The following is a 16,465-nucleotide window of genomic DNA, read 5'->3' on the forward strand; positions in this document are numbered from 1 at the left end:
ATTATCCAATCATTAAAACTAGTATGACGATCCCGTCCTGCTAGTTTTTTGTTTTATTTATCTGATAGTTCCAAAAAAACAACGCTAAATGAAAAGCTTTCTCAATTAGAGTCGTCAGAACTCAAAAAACAACAGAAAAACATGTTTTATTAAAAAATTAACGAATAAAAATCCCGATAAAATGTTCATTAATTCACAGTTTTGAGTTATGATAAAAGTGGCAAACTTCTAATATTTAGTTAAAGTATTTTGCTTAGCAGTAAAAAGTACTTTTGTTCTTAACAGAATAATTGCCAATTTATTTTGGCTTTATTTATACAAAATCAGATAAAAAGGAAGGATGAACAACATGACACTAGCAAAGATCGTTTATGCAACTAACACAGGCAACACAGAAGGAATCTCTGAAATTCTTGAGGACGCTTTTGAAGCAAATGGAATCGACGTAGAACGCGTTGATGCTGATGATGCGGAATCAGATATTTATGAAGATGCAGATATCTGTGTCCTAGCTACCTATACTGATGGAGATGGCGAGATTCCATTCGATTTAGAAGATTTTCATGAAGAACTGCCGGAAGAAGATCTATCAGGGAAAGTGTATGGTGTAGTAGGAAGCGGAGACAGCGAGCTCTACCCAGATTATTTCTGTCATGCAGCGATTGCATTTGATGAAGCTTTTGCTAAAACAGGTGCGACTAAAGCAGCTGAAACTGTGAAAATTGAAAACGAAGCAGACGATGATGACGAAGAAGTATTGAAGGCTTTTGTTAAAACGCTGATTGACGCAGCGGAGTAAGGAATCACATTGAAAGAACGGAGTGAGAATTTGTTTAAAGTATTAGAACGCAAGGAGCTGGCACCAACTGAGTTTGAAATTTTGGTTGATGCACCGCGAATCGCCAGTAAAGCGCAACCAGGGCAATTTGTGATCTTGCGAATCGACGAATACGGTGAGCGTATCCCGCTGACTGTCGTTGATACGGACAAAGAAGCGGGTTGGGTACGCTTAATCTTTCAAGTGATCGGCAAATCGACAGCCCAGCTCGCTACTGTTATGGCTGGTGAAGCCCTGACGGATATTGTAGGCCCCTTAGGTAAAGCTACAGATATTGAGAATTATGGTACCGTTCTCTTGGTAGGAGGCGGTGTTGGAATAGCAGCGTTATTCCCGATCGTTAAGGGATTGAAGGAAGCAGGCAATCGTGTAATCACTGTCCTTGGGGCGAAAAATAAGGATTTATTGATTCTGCAAGAGGATTGCGCGAAATATTCTGATGAGCTGATTCTAATGACAGATGATGGCTCCTTGGGACAAAAAGGGTTGGTAACAGATGCAATGGAGGACGTTTTCAAGCGTGAAAAAATTTCGATGGCCTGGGCGATCGGACCGAGTATCATGATGAAGTTCTGTACGCTCACTGCACAGAAGCATGATGTGCCAATCTATGTTTCATTAAATCCAATTATGATCGATGGGACAGGGATGTGTGGCGGCTGTCGGGTGACAGTTGGTGACTCCATTAAATTCGCTTGCGTGGATGGACCGGAATTTCTAGGCGAAGAAGTCGATTGGGATGAATTTGTCAATCGGATGCAGCAGTATCGTCCGGAAGAATTACTGGCTAATGAAAGATATGAAAAGCAGGTGAGTTCAAATGGCTAAACGCAGCTATACTAAAACCCCAATGAAGGAACAAGCACCAGAAATCCGCAATCAGAATTTTGATGAGGTAGCATTGGGCTATACATTGGAAGAAGGACAGCTTGAGGCAAGTCGCTGTCTGCAATGTAAAAACGCTCCTTGTATTACAGAATGTCCAGTTATGATTGACATTCCTGGTTTTATCAAAGCGATTGAAGAAGGCGACATGCCGTTAGCCTATGAAATCTTAGGCCGATATACGAATTTGCCAGCGATTTGCGGACGTGTTTGTCCACAAGAAAAACAATGTGAAATGGTTTGCCGTTTAGGACGCTCTAAGAAGTTTGAACCAGTGGCTATCGGAAAGCTAGAACGATTAGTTGCAGACTGGGCGCTTCAGCAGCCATTTGAATACAAAGAAGTCAGCGGCGATAAAGGTCGAGTAGCGGTTATTGGTTCAGGACCTTCTGGACTGACCACTGCTGGCGACCTTGCGAAACTAGGCTATGATGTGACGGTTTACGAAGCGTTGCATTCGCCGGGCGGTGTTTTGACTTATGGAATTCCTGAGTTCCGTTTGCCAAAACGCATTGTTAAGCAAGAAATTGAACGTATTGTTGCGCAAGGTGTGAAGATCGAAACAAACGTTGTCGTTGGTAAAACAATCACTATGGATGAAATCATTGAAGAATTTGATGCCTGCTACTTATCAGTTGGTGCAGGTGCACCAAGATTCCAAGGAATCAAGGGAACATCACTAAATGGTGTTTATTCATCCAGCGAGTATTTGACTCGCGTCAATTTGATGCACGGATATCAATTTCCTGAATACGATACCCCTGTTCAAAAATCTAAAAATGTCGTTGTCATTGGCGGCGGAAATGTTGCGATGGATGCAGCACGATCAGCCAAACGTTTAGGAGCAGACAAAGTATCGATCGTTTATCGACGTTCTGTTGAAGAACTGCCTGCTCGTGAAGAAGAATACCATCATTCAGTTGAAGAGGGGATTGAATACCACTGGTTAAGCAACCCAATCGAATACATGGACGATGGTAATGGCCGATTGACAGCTGTTAAATGTGTTCAGATGGAATTAGGCGAACCAGATGAATCTGGTCGTCGCCGACCGATCGTGATCCCTGGCAGTGAATTCATTATTGAAGCAGACACCGCCATCGAAGCCATCGGACAAGGGGCCAATAAAGTTTTACTAGACACATTCCCTGAACTGGCACTGAATAAGTGGGGCTATATCGATGCGGATGAGGAAACGTGTGCGACTTCGATTCCGGGTGTTTTTGCTGGAGGAGATATCGTTACAGGAGCAGCAACCGTTATTTTAGCTATGGGTGCCGGAAAAATTGCAGCAAATGAGATTGATCAATACATTCAAAAGACAAAGCAGGAGCAATTGGTTTAAGCGAGGTGCAAATGATGAAAACTATGAAAACAATGGATGGAAATACAGCAGCAGCGCATATCTCTTACGCATTTACTGAAGTTGCCGGAATCTATCCGATCACTCCTAGTTCAACGATGGCGGAAGTCGTTGATGAGTGGGCAGAACAAGGTCGCAAAAACATTTTCAATGAAACAGTAAAAGTTGTTGAGATGCAATCAGAAGCCGGTGCCGCTGGAACGGTCCATGGTTCCTTGAAAACAGGCGTTTTAACCACGACTTACACAGCTTCACAAGGTTTGCTATTGATGATTCCAAATATGTTTAAAATTGCTGGTGAATTATTGCCAACGGTTTTCCACGTAGCAGCACGTGCGGTATCCACCAATGCGCTAAGTATCTTCGGCGATCACAGCGATGTGATGGCTGCCCGCCAAACAGGCTTTTGTATGTTGGCTGAAGGCGGCGTTCAAGAAGTGATGGATTTGTCCGCGGTCGCTCATTTAGCGAGTATCGAAGGCAAGTTGCCATTTATGAATTTCTTTGACGGCTTTAGAACCAGTCATGAACTCCAAAAAATCGAAGTGATTGATTACGATGATTTGAAGGCGATGATGAACTGGGAAGCGTTGGCTGATTTCAGAAGATTAGGAATGAACCCAAATCGTCCGAATGTTTCTGGTACGGCGCAAAACCCGGATATTCACTTCCAGCAAAGAGAAACAGTCAATCGCTATTATGATGAAATGCCAGCGATTGTGCAAAAATACATGAAGAAAATCAATGATCTGCGCGGTACAGATTATGATTTGACGAATTACTATGGTGATCCAGAAGCCACAGAAGTAATCATCGCGATGGGCTCTGCTTCACCTACAATCCAGCAAACAGTGGATTATTTGAACGCCAATGGACGCAAAGTCGGATTCCTTGATATTCATTTATACCGTCCATTCCCAGCTGAAAACTTGTTGGCGAAATTACCGGCAACAGTTGAGAAAGTAGCTGTTTTGGATCGTACAAAAGAACCTGGATCAGACGGCGAACCATTATTACTGGATGTTCAAAGTGTGCTTTATCGTCACACGAATCGTCCGATTGTTATCGGCGGTCGTTACGGAATCGCCTCTAAGGATGTGACTCCAGACCAAATCGTAGCTGTCTATGACCATCTATTGTTACCAGCTGCTGACATGAAACAACGCTTTACTATCGGGATTATTGATGATGTGACGAATCTATCCTTGCCAATGGGTGAAGTCTTAGATTTGACACCGAAATCAACCTTCCAAGCAAAATTCTGGGGACTTGGTTCCGATGGGACTGTTGGTGCCAACAAACAAGCAATCAAGATTATCGGTAATAATACAGATTATTACGCGCAAGCATACTTCTCTTATGACTCTAAGAAATCAGGCGGGTTGACGAATTCTCACTTGCGTTTCGGGAAGGAACCGATCCTTTCTACTTACAATGTAGAAGCAGCTGATTTTGTCGGCTGTCATAACAGCGCCTATATTCATCAATACGATTTAGTTAAAGGCTTGAAAGATGGCGGGACCTTCTTGCTGAACACTGTTTGGGATGAAGAGAAAGTCAAACAATTATTACCAAGCCGAATCAAACGCTATTTGGCAGAGCATAATATCAATTTCTATATCATCAATGCGATGGAGATAGCTCAAAAAACGGGCTTAGGCGGCCGTATCAATCAAGTGATGTCGACAGCTTTCTTCGAATTGACGGATATCATGGATCATGAAACCTACTTGCCATTGCTTAAAGCAGAAGTAGATGCAGCCTATGGTAAAAAATCTAGAACGATCGTTGAACGGAACTGGCAAGCGATTGATGCAACAGTAGCGGAATTGAAGAAATTTGAGATTCCGGCTGAATGGGCTGAAATCGAAGTACAACCGTTGTTTAATGGAAAAAGCCAAGACAAACCAGAATACATCCGTAATATTCTTGAACCAATCAATCGTCAAGAGGGCAATCAGCTTTCAGTGAATGATTTGATCGAAAACGGCATGCTAGGCGGCGTAATGCCTTCTGGTACAGCAGCTTATGAGAAACGCGGAATTGCTTTGGAAGTTCCTGAGTGGATTCCTGAAGCTTGTACGATGTGTAATGAATGTGCCTTTATTTGTCCACATGCGGCGATTCGCCCATTCCTAGCTGACGAAGAAGAGATGGAAGCAGCACCTGAAGGCTTTATCACTCGCGACATGCGTGGAAAAGACGGATTCAAATATCGTATCCAAGTTTCATTGGAAGACTGTACTGGTTGTGGGCTTTGTGTTGAAGCTTGTCCTGCGAAGGAAAAAGCATTAGTCATGAAGTCTTATGAAGATCAAAAAGAACAAGCAATGAACTGGGCGTTCGCCATGACATTACGTCAAAAAGAAAACCCAGCGAAGAAATTCTCTGTTAAGGGTTCTCAATTTGAACAACCATTGCTTGAGTTCTCAGGAGCCTGTGCAGGCTGTGGGGAAACGCCTTATGTGAAATTATTGACTCAATTGTTCGGTAATCGCATGATGATCGCGAACACTACTGGCTGTTCTTCAATCTGGGGCGGTTCAGCACCAGCGACACCATATACTGTTGATAAAGACGGTCGCGGTCCAGCATGGAGCAATTCACTATTTGAAGATAATGCTGAATATGGCTTGGGAATGCACGTGGCGAATGAAACTAAACGAAATCGCCTAGCAAACAAAGTTACGTCAGCACTTGAAAAAGGTATTGGCTCTGAGGCAACGAGAGTTTTACTGCAAGATTGGTTGGATCATATGGCAGAAGGTGAAGGTAGCCAGCAACGCGCAGCCAAATTACGTGCTGTCTTAAGTCAAGAGACAGATGAAGACTTGCAATCCATTCTTGCTGACAATGAAATGTTTGTGAAACCTAGCCAATGGATCATTGGTGGGGATGGTTGGGCCTATGATATCGGCTTCAGCGGAATCGATCATGTATTAGCTTCTGGCGAAGATGTAAATATCTTAGTGATGGATAATGAAGTCTATGCCAATACCGGCGGACAAATGTCGAAAGCAACGCCATCAGCAGCAATTGCGAAATTCGCTGCCGGCGGTAAGAAGACGAAGAAGAAAGATCTTGGTATGATCGCTATGACTTACCGCGATGTTTATGTTGCGCAGGTAGCGATCGAAGCGAATCCAACACAAGCATTGAAGGCTATTCAAGAAGCGGAAGCTTACCCAGGACCTTCGCTAGTAATTGGTTATACACCATGTATCAATCACGGTATTCGTGGAGGTATGAGCAAATCAATCGAAGAATCTGTGAAAGCAGTGGAATCTGGATATTGGCCACTTTATCGTTTCGATCCAGTTCGCGCGCAAAAGGGCAAAGAGCCTATGCGTATCGACTTCAAGAAAACTGACTTCAGTAAGATGAACGCCTTCTTAGAAGGGCAAACACGCTTCTCTGCACTGCATAACATCAAGAAGGATGATGCTTTAGTAGAAGAAATGCTGAATCAAACAGTAGAAGATATGGAAGAACGGGCGAAAAGCTACGAGGAATTAACGAATAAATAAAAAGGTAGCGTCGGTACGTTTTGTATCGGCGCTATTTTTTTGTGAGGGCAAATAAAAAAACCGATCAAATGATCGGTTTTTATTATTTAGCTAATTTTTTTGCAAGACGTGCTTTATCGCGGCTCGCTTTGTTTTTGTGAATCAAACCTTTTGATTCAGCCATATCGATGGCTTTAGAAGCTTCTTTGTAAAGATCGTTCATATTTTCAGCGCCAGCGGCAGCAGCTTCTTCAAATTTCTTAACAGTAGTACGCATTGCGCTCATTTGTGATGAGTTTTTAGCGTTAGCAGCTTCGCTAGTGCGAACACGTTTGATTGCAGATTCAATGTTTGGCATGGATTTCACCTCCGAATTCAGTCTTATACGGTTATAGCCGTACAATTCAACATTACTCATTATACATAAAGCAGCTTTTCAATGCAATAAAATCGTGACAAGTTTTTTTCCTTAACAGAAAATAAAAAAAACAGCAGTATGAGCGGAGACAAAAAAGGCGCTTTATTAACGGTTATGCTATCATTGGAATGGAAATAAAAAATGGTGGTGAAATATGAGTATAGCTTTAGTTGTTACAATAACATTAGTGATGGGTGTAGTTTTTGTCAATGGCTGGACAGATGCGCCAAATGCGATTGCCACAGCAGTATCTACTAGAGTTTTAAAGCCAAATGTCGCTATTTGGATAGCGGTTGCGATGAATTTTTTTGGTGCACTGGTAATGACGTATTTCAATGCACAGGTTGCGGAAACAATCAGCAACATTGTAACCTTTGAAGGAGCAGGAAATGCCGCCCAGGTCGCTCTAGCTGCGTCTCTATTTGCTATTGTGGTATGGGCAGTGGCTGCCTGGTATTTTGGAATCCCTACCAGTGAATCACATGCACTAATTGCCGGCTTGACCGGGTCAGCAATGGCGATGGGTGGATTGGAAGCGGTTAGCGGAGCTGAATGGACAAAGGTGATCGTTGGGTTGGTTGTCTCGACGATTATGGGTTTTGGCGGCGGCTGGATTGTTACCAAGCTGATCGCGCTGATCTTTCAAGGCGTTTCTCGAAGAATCGCCAATCACGTGTTTACAGTCGGACAAGCGATCAGTGCTGCGATGAATGCCTTCTTACATGGAGCACAAGACGGTCAAAAATTCATGGGTGTCTTTATGCTTGGTCTATTCTACAATGATTTAGCTGAAAAAACTGGCAATGGCTTTGTCATTCCGCTGTGGGTCATGGTGCTTTGTTCATTAACTATGGGTTTAGGAACTTCTGTCGGCGGAATGAAGATCATCAAATCAGTAGGAATGGACATGGTTAAATTAGAACGGTATCAAGGATTTGCTGCGGATTTGAGTGCGGCTATTTGTCTATTCCTTGCTTCTGTATTTGGAGTTCCGGTATCAACCACCCATACAAAAACAACTGCGATCATGGGGGCAGGGGCAGCTAAACGCAAGTCGAGTGTCGATTGGAGTATCGTCAAAGAAATGATCAGTGCATGGGTATTAACATTTCCCGGCTGCGGTGCAATTGCGTTTATCATGGCAAAAATATTTGTAGCAATTTTTTAAAAAAGGGGATCAAACAATGGCTAGAAAAAAACAATTTGACTATTTTGGTAAATTAGAGCAAATGGCACAGTATTCTTCTGAATCAGCTGCCTTATTATTGGATTTGATCTTGGATTACTCTACCGAAAAATTTCTTGATAAATCTGAAGAAATCCATCGCTTGGAAGGGCTGGGGGACCGTATTTCTAAGGAAATCATGACAGAGCTTTATGATGCTTTTATTACGCCGATCGATCGAGAAGACATCGTATTGATCACGAATCGATTAGATGATATCTTAGACGAACTAAACGCGACGACCTATCTATTTGAGAACTTACTCATTTATACGATTCGTCCAAATACAGATCAATTTCTTCAGCTCATAGTGACAGCTACATCTGATGTGGTCAGTGCCACAAAGGAATTTGCTAAATTCAAGCACTCAAAAGTTTTAAAGCATTATATTGATCAGGTAAATGAAACTGAATCAGAAGCGGATGAGTTGTACAGCGCATTGGTGAAAAACTTGTTTGCGCATGAAGAGGATCCGATTGAAGTCATAAAGTGGCGAGATATCTATAATCATCTTGAAATGATTACTGATGCTTGTGAAGCAGCCGCTGATGTAATTGAGGGACTGGTTATCAAAAATTCGTAGAAAAAAATTAGGCAGGATCATAGGTGATCCTGCCTAATTTTAACGCGTAGCTTTATAGAGTGGACATGTGGTACATTTGGTTTCGTCTAAATGATTAAGTTCCTTCAGCGGCACTAGCATTCGTAAGCCGTTCAGAATCACTAAAATGGTGCTTCCTTCGTGACCAACAACACCAAGGGGAAGGCTCAGAAATTGCATAAAATTGCTGGCAATCAGAATTGCGATAACAATTAAAGAGAAGACGATGTTTTGCCGCACGATCTGCTTCATTTTTTTTGCTAAACGGTGACTATACATTAGTTTAGTCAGATCATTTTTCATCAATACCATGTCAGAAACCTCCATCGCGACATCTGTTCCTTCTCCCATCGCGATTCCGATACTAGCTGTTGCTAGAGCAGGGGCATCGTTGATCCCATCGCCGACCATAGCATTGACGGTATAGTCTTCCTGCTGCTGCTTGACTAATTCGGTTTTATCGGCAGGAAGACAACCGCCGTGATAATCATCTAGGCCAAGTTGCAGAGCAACATATTTTGCTGCCCCAATATTGTCTCCGGTAAGCATGACTGTTTCCACATTTTGCTCATGGAAGTATGAAATAACGTCGTTCGTGTAAGGTTTTGGCAAATCCATCAATGCAAGCAGAGCAATAATCTGCTCATTTCGACTAAGGACAACCACGGTTTTGCCTTCTTCGTGCCAGGTCTCAATCAATTGATGCTGTTGTTTTTTTGTAGGCTTTCCTAGCTGCCAAACTTGATCAAGATAGGTCGTTTCTAACCCGAAACCAGCTTTCTCTTCAACCTGCAGAGAAAGCGCCTCCTCGTCTTTAAAGAAATTTGTGATCGCCACTGCTAAAGGATGGGTCGAATGTCGTTCCATCGAGTAGAACATTTGCGGAATCACAGAATCATCTGAAAAAGTTTTATAATCTGTTACACGAGGTTTTCCTTGGGTCAGAGTCCCTGTTTTATCAAATGAGATTGCTCTCAAATCTGCCAATTTTTCCAATGTTTTTCCCGATTTGAATAGAATTCCTTTTTTTGCGCCATTAGAAATCGCCGCCAGCGTTGCAGGCGTTGCTGAGGCAACTAAAGCACAAGGGGAGGCGACAACCAACAGAACCATTCCACGATAAAAGCTTTCAGTAAAGCTCCAGCCTAACAAGAAATGAGTGAACAGGATCATTAATGGAACAGCAATCAAGACGATTTTGACATAAATATTTTCGATCTTTTCAATAAATGTTGCAGTCGCACTTTGCTCGTTTTGAGCATTTTCAACGAGGCGTAAAATTTGAGCGAATAAGGTATCACTGCTGCTTTTCGTTACTTCTAACGTAAAAGCCTGCCCCAAATTGATCGTTCCGCCGAAAGCTTCATCATGCAAGGCTTTTTCTACGGGCACAGATTCTCCAGAGATAGCGGACTCGTCGATCAAAGATGCACCTAGCATCCGGCCGTCAATTGGTACAGCTTGACCTTTTGGTACGAAAACTAAATCCCCCAGCTTGAGTTCTTCCACGGGCACAGTGACATGCTCACCATTGATGATCTTTAGGGCTTCATTAGGTGCTACATTCATCAAAGCAGTAATTTCCTTCGTACTCTTGTTAGTAGCATATTCCTCCAACGCACCGCTCAAGCAAAAAATGAAGGTCAGCATCGCGCCTTCAAACCAGTTGCCAATCAGACAAGCACCGATTGCAGCTAGAGCCATCAATAAATCCACATTTAAGGTTCGTTCATGGATCAATTCATTCATTCCTTCATAGGTTTGCTTCCAACCACCGCTGATAATAGCCAGAACGAAAAAGAGGGGAAAGATCGATTGAGAAAACTCCATGAGAATTTTACCGGCGATTAAAAATGTTAAACAGAAAAGGGTAGAGAGAAAAGCATTACGTTCTTTCTTACTCATCACTTTTCCTCCTTTCTCAAATAGTGCCATGGTTCATAAACATAGACTCTACATGTGCTTTTTTTGCTTAACTACATGGGAACTACGTTACATCATTGGCTTTCTTCACCTTAATAATAGCACAGTATCAATGGTAAATGATAATGAAATCAGCTAATTGAGAACGAAAGTAATTATCAATTAGAGATGAGAATGACTTTCATTAGTAGTTGAAATGGGAAATGTTTTCATATCAACAATAATAGCGATGAATTCTCTTTTATTCTAAATTAGAATTAATTTAATTTGTATTTTTATCAGTGGTTTTCGGATATTGAAATAGTGGAATAAACGAAATGGATAAGTTTTGAGAGGCGAAAATTTTATTGCATGCAAGGAAACTAAATCTTTCTCAGAGGAAGTGAGGTGTTTTTCAAAAAAATATGGTCAGTGCCACGCTTACGATTCCACTAATCGCGCTAAAGACGGGAAGATGAACTCGCAGCTAGCTCAGGAGTAAAGAACTTATTTTTCTAAAAACCAGAAAAATAAGTCAATTTTCGTGCGCATATCATTTTTCTAATACGCTGAAGCGTATAGAAAAACTGACAAAAAAGACCTGCAAAAATGCAGATCTTACATAGCGATTAGCCAATATCCAATTAAGATAATCCCTAGAACGATTCGATACCATCCAAACACGGTGAAATCGTTTCTTTTGATGTAATCCAATAAGAACTTGATAGCGATGATTGATACAACAAAAGCTGTGACCATACCGACTAATAAAACAATAATTTCAGAAACGCCAAAGGTATTGCCATGCATCAGGAATTTCACGATCTTCAAACCACTGGCACCGAACATGACTGGAATACCAAGGAAGAAAGAAAATTCGGTTGCGACGAAACGGGATGAACCAATAATAATCGCTCCAAGAATCGTTGCTCCTGAACGTGAGGTTCCGGGAATCAATGACAGTAGTTGGAAACCTCCAACAATCAAAGCAGCTTTATAAGTAAAATCGTTCAAATTTGTACATTTTGGAGCTACATTTTTGTGGCGTTTCTCCACCACGATAAAGGCGATCCCATAAACGATTAGCATGATTGCTACAGGTAAGAATTTGTGGAAATGAGCCTCCAAAAAGTCATCCAACGGCAAGCCGATCACTGCAGCGGGTAAACAGGCGATGATCACCTTGAACCACAATGTCCAGGTATCTTTTTTCTCCTCATCTGTTTTACTAGGAGCAAAGGGGTTAAGCTTGCTGAAGTATAAAACCACCACAGCTAGGATTGCTCCTAATTGGATCACAACATTAAACATTTCGGTAAAAGCAGAACTCATATTCATTTTGATGAACTCGTCCGCTAAGATCAAATGACCGGTAGAAGAAATCGGCAACCACTCGGTGATCCCTTCGACGATCCCAAGAATAATTGCTTTAAAAATATTGGCAATAAGCATAGTATACGTCCTTTCAAATTAATAACAATAATTAGTATACCGTTTCACCATTGAAATGACCATTGAAAAAAGGCTAAGCTTTTTATAAGAAAAAAACTGCCGACAAATGTCGACAGTCCTAAATATTAATCATTAACTTGATCAGAAATCATTTGACCCCGTTCCATATAACTAATGTCATTGATCGCGCGGATCGAAAATTCGCCGTTTTCATAACGCAGGCGGTTGATACTGCCATTTAACAAGTTTGCTCGAACAGGCTGTTTTGAATCAATCAAACTTAACAAGAAAGCAATTGTTAAGCCATGAGAAACGATCAGAACATTTCCACCGCCATTTTTTTCGCGATGTTGCGCGATGTCTTCAAAACCTTGCCATACACGATCACGTAATTTTTCATAGGGTTCTGCCCAGTTTGCTGTGTCCGCGGCGAACACGGCATTGGCGATTTCTTCAAAGCTCACTTCAGTAGCAAAGAGCTCATCTTCGGTCTTAAAATTCAACACTCGTGGCAAAACGCCCCACATCTCTGCGTCATAACCACCTTCTAATGAACCAAAACACCATTCGCGAATGCGTGGATCAACGTGATAGGGAATGTCTTTCCCATCAGGATGTTCGCCTAAAAGAATCCGCATCGTTTCAATTGCCCGACCAGAATCGCTTGAATAGGCCTCTTCAAATTTAGTGTCTTGCAAGCCTAAGCCAACGTAATGAATACCCTCACGCCCGCTTTGAGTTAACGGCGTATCACACCAGCCTTGTACACGAGCCAACGTATTGAACATTGTTTTACCATGTCGAACAATATAAAGATTTGTTTCTGCCATATTTAAAACCTCCAAAATAGTTGTTTAATTAAAGAACGGATTTGTATCGATCTCATGACCGATGGTTGTTGCTTCACCATGTCCCGGATAAACGGGAAGCTCTCGCGGCAGGGTGAAAAGATAGTTTTTAATGCTGTATAGCAATTGCTGCATATCGCCTGTATAGAGGTCTGTCCGGCCGATACTTCCTTTGAATAAGGCATCGCCGACTACGACAAAGTTATCAAAGATGAAGCTGACACTGCCGATCGAATGACCTGGTGTCGGTACAACTTGGAATGTCATATCCCCAATCGTGTATTCTTTCATCTCAAACTCATTCTCAGCTGGTTGAACGATCAGGTCAGGCATATTATCGTGACGACCCAAGCCGGAAAGGTTCAAAATTGGATCTCCCAGCCAAGTCTGTTCTAGAGGACTAATATAAACAGGTATCCCATATTTATTTCTCAGCTGTTCAACAGCACCAATGTGATCGTAATGGGCATGAGTCAAAAGAATCGCTCGCGGCGTTTTGCCAATCCGTTTGATTTCATTGATCAAGCGGTCGCCTTCTGAGCCCGGATCAACAATCAGTAAATGATGCTCATTATGAATCAAATAGCAATTTTCTTGCGCGATACCAGTAACAAAACCTTCAATTCGAATCATTATTTTCCCCCTGAAAACTATAAATTATCTTACTTTGCTTTGATTCATGTACCTAATCTTGAAGAACAAGACAGTAGGAAAACCAGAATCATAAATTCCTTCTTCATTATACCTTAAAAGTAAAAAAATTGTGGCTTCCCTGAACGATTTTGATGTTTCGAATCAGCATTTGTCAAAATGACTTCATCGATAAGAAGGAGAAATTATAGACGAATAAAACTTGACGAAGGCCAGAAAATCTTCTATGGTGAAACAGCGCAATGATTTTAACATCCTACAATGAAGCAAAGAACGAGGTGGCAAAATGGCAGTCAAAAAAATTGCGATTCGTGAACTAGTAGAATTTATTTTACGAAGCGGAAGTATTGATGAAGGAAAAAACAGCAATCATACACCTCAAGAAGGCGCACGGATTCACCGTAAATTGCAAAAAGAAGCAGGAGAAGGGTATCAAAAAGAAGTTTGGTTGAAGAAGCCGATCGAGATTGCGGAAACAGTCGTTCAAATTGAAGGGCGAGCTGATGGTATTTATATAGAAGAAGATAGAGTCTACATCGACGAAATTAAAACGTCGGAAACACCTTTTGAGGAACTTGAGGCAGGAATCATTGATTTATATTTTTATCAAGCGATGGTTTATGCCTATATCTACAGTGAGCAAGAAGAATTAACAGAAATCGGTACTCGTTTGACTTATTTTCAAACTACTGAAGAAAAAATCACACGTCAGGTTCGTACGTTTACCTTTGCAGAGTTGACTGATTTTTTTAACGATTTGATCGAACAGTATGAAAACTGGTTAGTCTTCCAGCTACAATGGCGAGAAACTCGGAACGATTCATTAAAAGCTTTAGCATTTCCTTTTAATACGTATCGGGCTGGACAAAGAGAGTTGGCTGCGGCAGTCTATAAAACGATTCATGCACAGCAAAAGCTATACGTTGAGGCACCTACTGGGACAGGTAAGACCATGTCGACACTTTTTCCTGCATTCAAGGCGATGGGAGAAGGACTAGGGGAGCGCATTTTTTATCTGACCGCTAAAACGATCACGCGACAGGTTGCTGAAGAAACAGTTACGAAGATAACGAAAAAAGAAGCGCGAGTTAAAAGTGTCACCTTAACAGCAAAGGATAAAATTTGTTTTTTAACAGAACGTAATTGTACACCAGAGCATTGCCCTTTTGCGAAAGGGTTTTACGATCGGGTGAACGATGGTCTTTGGGATATGTTGAATAATGATGATCAGTATACGCGACCAGTGATTGAAGAATACGCCCGAAAACACGAACTATGTCCTTTTGAACTGTCCTTGGACGTGAGCCGATTCTGTGATTTAGTTGTTGGTGATTATAACTACTTATTTGATCCCACTGTTTATTTACGCCGTTTTTTTGAAGAAGAAAACAAAACGAATCTAGTCTTAGTTGACGAATCCCACAATTTAGTCAATCGATCAAAAGAGATGTATTCTGCCAGTATTTCCAGAGAGAATATCACTCAGATGCAGAAGGAATTAGACAAATCCTTCAAAAAACTGAATCGTGCGTTTACTCGAGTCGACAATGAGTTTGAATTGATCCATCAAGCATTAGATGGAGAAGCCTATCTTCATCAAAAAGCAGCCCCGGAAAGCTTGATCAACAGTTTGTTCAAATTGCAGGAACAGATCAAAGAATGGTTGGCAGAACATCCTGATCATCCGGCTCAACAAAAGATGCTGCCAGTCTATTTTGAGATTATTCGCTTTACACGGATGAGTGAGTTTTATGATGATCATTATGAAACGACAGTTGAGCATAAAAGTTATGATCTGATTGTCAAAGAGTATTGCATCGATCCAGCATGGTTTTTAGAACAAACGATGGAGAAGGTTGGAAGTAGTATTCTATTCTCAGCTAGTTTTTCTCCTTTGGATTATTATCAGGAAGTTTTAGGCGGGGGAGAAGATAGCTTGACTTATCGTTTGCCAAGCCCTTTCCCGAATGAAAATCGGTTAGTTTTAGTAGATGCCAGTATTCAGACGACCTATCAAAAACGAACCCAGAGCATCCCAAAAATTGCAGCATCGATTGAACGCCTTGTAAAAACTAAGACAGGGAATTATCTGGTTTTCTTCCCATCATTCCAGTATTTGGATCAGGTCGCAGATTATTTTCATGATGTTTATCCAGATTATGCGATCCAGATTCAAGGATCAAAATTAAATGAGACGGAAAGAGAAGAATTTTTAGCCGCTTTTGTGGATCAACCCGATAAAACGTTGATCGGGTTTTGTGTACTGGGGGGGATTTTTTCAGAAGGCATTGATTTAGTTGGCGAACGCTTAATTGGTACAGTCGTTGTTGGTGTAGGCTTACCGCAAATCAATCATGAACAAGAATTGATCAAAGAGTATTATGATGAAAAACGCAACCAGGGATTTAGTTACGCTTATCAGCTGCCGGGGATGAACAAAGTCATCCAAGCTGCCGGTCGAGTGATCCGAACGATGGAAGATCGAGGGATCATCTTATTGTTAGATCAGCGCTACACGAATCCACATTATCAAAACCTGCTACCGATTAGTTGGTCGGATCGCAAAGTTGTCTACGGTGCAGAAGAAGTTGAAAGAACAGCACAGGATTTTTGGCAATCGAAAAATAGGTAAAATGGCTAAACGAGAGTTTTTATCACGAAAAAACAAAATTAAAATATCGCATATAAAATATTTATAAGACATCTTTATTAAAGTAATTAGCACATAAACAGCCCTAGAAGAGATCAAACTAAAAGCCGACATTTTCTGTCGGCT

At 41.4% G+C, this 16,465-nt stretch carries 12 protein-coding genes; 7 read left to right on the forward strand and 5 right to left on the reverse strand.

Features of this window, described 5'->3' with window-relative positions; genetic code table 11:
• Positions 1-349: 349 nt before the first annotated feature.
• The 4 genes from AC4J95_RS09100 to nifJ are packed head-to-tail and all read left to right on the forward strand — an operon-like array spanning position 350 to position 6,613.
• Complete coding sequence (locus AC4J95_RS09100) at positions 350-799, forward strand: flavodoxin (protein WP_316403666.1); 450 nt, start codon at positions 350-352, stop codon at positions 797-799.
• 30 nt (positions 800-829) lie between these two features.
• A complete protein-coding gene (locus AC4J95_RS09105) occupies positions 830-1,666 on the forward strand; it encodes a sulfide/dihydroorotate dehydrogenase-like FAD/NAD-binding protein (RefSeq protein ID WP_494549605.1) in 837 nt (278 codons plus the stop codon).
• Positions 1,659-3,068, forward strand: coding sequence for an NADPH-dependent glutamate synthase (gltA, locus tag AC4J95_RS09110; RefSeq protein WP_494549606.1), 1,410 nt, complete (start codon positions 1,659-1,661; stop codon positions 3,066-3,068). The genes AC4J95_RS09105 and gltA overlap by 8 nt, the downstream gene beginning before the upstream one ends.
• Before the next feature lie 11 nt (positions 3,069-3,079).
• A complete protein-coding gene (gene nifJ / locus AC4J95_RS09115) occupies positions 3,080-6,613 on the forward strand; it encodes a pyruvate:ferredoxin (flavodoxin) oxidoreductase (RefSeq protein ID WP_494549607.1) in 3,534 nt (1,177 codons plus the stop codon).
• Positions 6,614-6,695: 82 nt separating this feature from the next.
• Here nifJ and rpsT read toward each other — a convergent pair whose 3' ends face one another.
• Entirely contained in the window at positions 6,696-6,950 is a 255-nt protein-coding gene (gene rpsT / locus AC4J95_RS09120; protein WP_316403662.1) for a 30S ribosomal protein S20, read from the reverse strand.
• Between the two features lie 214 nt (positions 6,951-7,164).
• Between rpsT and AC4J95_RS09125 the strand changes: the two genes are divergently transcribed.
• Both AC4J95_RS09125 and AC4J95_RS09130 read left to right on the forward strand, forming a co-directional pair.
• Positions 7,165-8,178 carry an inorganic phosphate transporter gene (locus AC4J95_RS09125; protein WP_494549608.1) on the forward strand — a complete coding sequence of 338 codons (1,014 nt, stop codon included), beginning with the start codon at positions 7,165-7,167 and terminating at the stop codon, positions 8,176-8,178.
• Positions 8,179-8,194: 16 nt separating this feature from the next.
• On the forward strand, positions 8,195-8,818 hold the full coding sequence (locus AC4J95_RS09130) for a DUF47 domain-containing protein (protein ID WP_494549609.1): 624 nt from the start codon (positions 8,195-8,197) through the stop codon (positions 8,816-8,818).
• Positions 8,819-8,857: 39 nt separating this feature from the next.
• Here AC4J95_RS09130 and AC4J95_RS09135 read toward each other — a convergent pair whose 3' ends face one another.
• From AC4J95_RS09135 to AC4J95_RS09150, 4 genes are all read right to left on the reverse strand, one after another.
• Positions 8,858-10,741 (reverse strand): heavy metal translocating P-type ATPase, encoded by a 1,884-nt coding sequence (locus tag AC4J95_RS09135; RefSeq protein WP_494549610.1) that lies wholly within the window; start codon positions 10,739-10,741, stop codon positions 8,858-8,860.
• A gap of 615 nt (positions 10,742-11,356) precedes the next feature.
• Positions 11,357-12,190: an undecaprenyl-diphosphate phosphatase gene (locus AC4J95_RS09140; RefSeq protein WP_494549611.1), complete on the reverse strand. Its 834-nt coding sequence runs from the start codon at positions 12,188-12,190 to the stop codon at positions 11,357-11,359.
• Between the two features lie 125 nt (positions 12,191-12,315).
• On the reverse strand, positions 12,316-13,020 hold the full coding sequence (locus tag AC4J95_RS09145) for a histidine phosphatase family protein (RefSeq protein ID WP_494549612.1): 705 nt from the start codon (positions 13,018-13,020) through the stop codon (positions 12,316-12,318).
• A 24-nt stretch (positions 13,021-13,044) separates the two neighbouring features.
• Complete coding sequence (locus AC4J95_RS09150; RefSeq protein ID WP_494549613.1) at positions 13,045-13,671, reverse strand: MBL fold metallo-hydrolase; 627 nt, start codon at positions 13,669-13,671, stop codon at positions 13,045-13,047.
• A 304-nt stretch (positions 13,672-13,975) separates the two neighbouring features.
• Here AC4J95_RS09150 and AC4J95_RS09155 point away from each other — a divergent pair, with 304 nt between their 5' ends.
• Entirely contained in the window at positions 13,976-16,321 is a 2,346-nt protein-coding gene (locus tag AC4J95_RS09155) for a helicase C-terminal domain-containing protein (protein WP_494549614.1), read from the forward strand.
• Positions 16,322-16,465: the final 144 nt, after the last annotated feature.

The organism is Enterococcus sp. GPZ-007 (genome assembly GCF_059374735.1).

Bases quoted from the DNA above. Each gene is read 5' to 3' on its own strand.
- AC4J95_RS09100 (WP_316403666.1), top strand. From the start codon at position 350: ATGACACTAGCAAAGATCGTTTATGCAACTAACACAGGCAACACAGAA.
- gltA (WP_494549606.1), top strand. From the start codon at position 1,659: ATGGCTAAACGCAGCTATACTAAAACCCCAATGAAGGAACAAGCACCA.
- nifJ (WP_494549607.1), top strand. From the start codon at position 3,080: ATGATGAAAACTATGAAAACAATGGATGGAAATACAGCAGCAGCGCAT.
- rpsT (WP_316403662.1), bottom strand. From the start codon at position 6,950: ATGCCAAACATTGAATCTGCAATCAAACGTGTTCGCACTAGCGAAGCT.
- AC4J95_RS09125 (WP_494549608.1), top strand. From the start codon at position 7,165: ATGAGTATAGCTTTAGTTGTTACAATAACATTAGTGATGGGTGTAGTT.
- AC4J95_RS09130 (WP_494549609.1), top strand. From the start codon at position 8,195: ATGGCTAGAAAAAAACAATTTGACTATTTTGGTAAATTAGAGCAAATG.
- AC4J95_RS09135 (WP_494549610.1), bottom strand. From the start codon at position 10,741: ATGAGTAAGAAAGAACGTAATGCTTTTCTCTCTACCCTTTTCTGTTTA.
- AC4J95_RS09140 (WP_494549611.1), bottom strand. From the start codon at position 12,190: ATGCTTATTGCCAATATTTTTAAAGCAATTATTCTTGGGATCGTCGAA.
- AC4J95_RS09145 (WP_494549612.1), bottom strand. From the start codon at position 13,020: ATGGCAGAAACAAATCTTTATATTGTTCGACATGGTAAAACAATGTTC.
- AC4J95_RS09150 (WP_494549613.1), bottom strand. From the start codon at position 13,671: ATGATTCGAATTGAAGGTTTTGTTACTGGTATCGCGCAAGAAAATTGC.
- AC4J95_RS09155 (WP_494549614.1), top strand. From the start codon at position 13,976: ATGGCAGTCAAAAAAATTGCGATTCGTGAACTAGTAGAATTTATTTTA.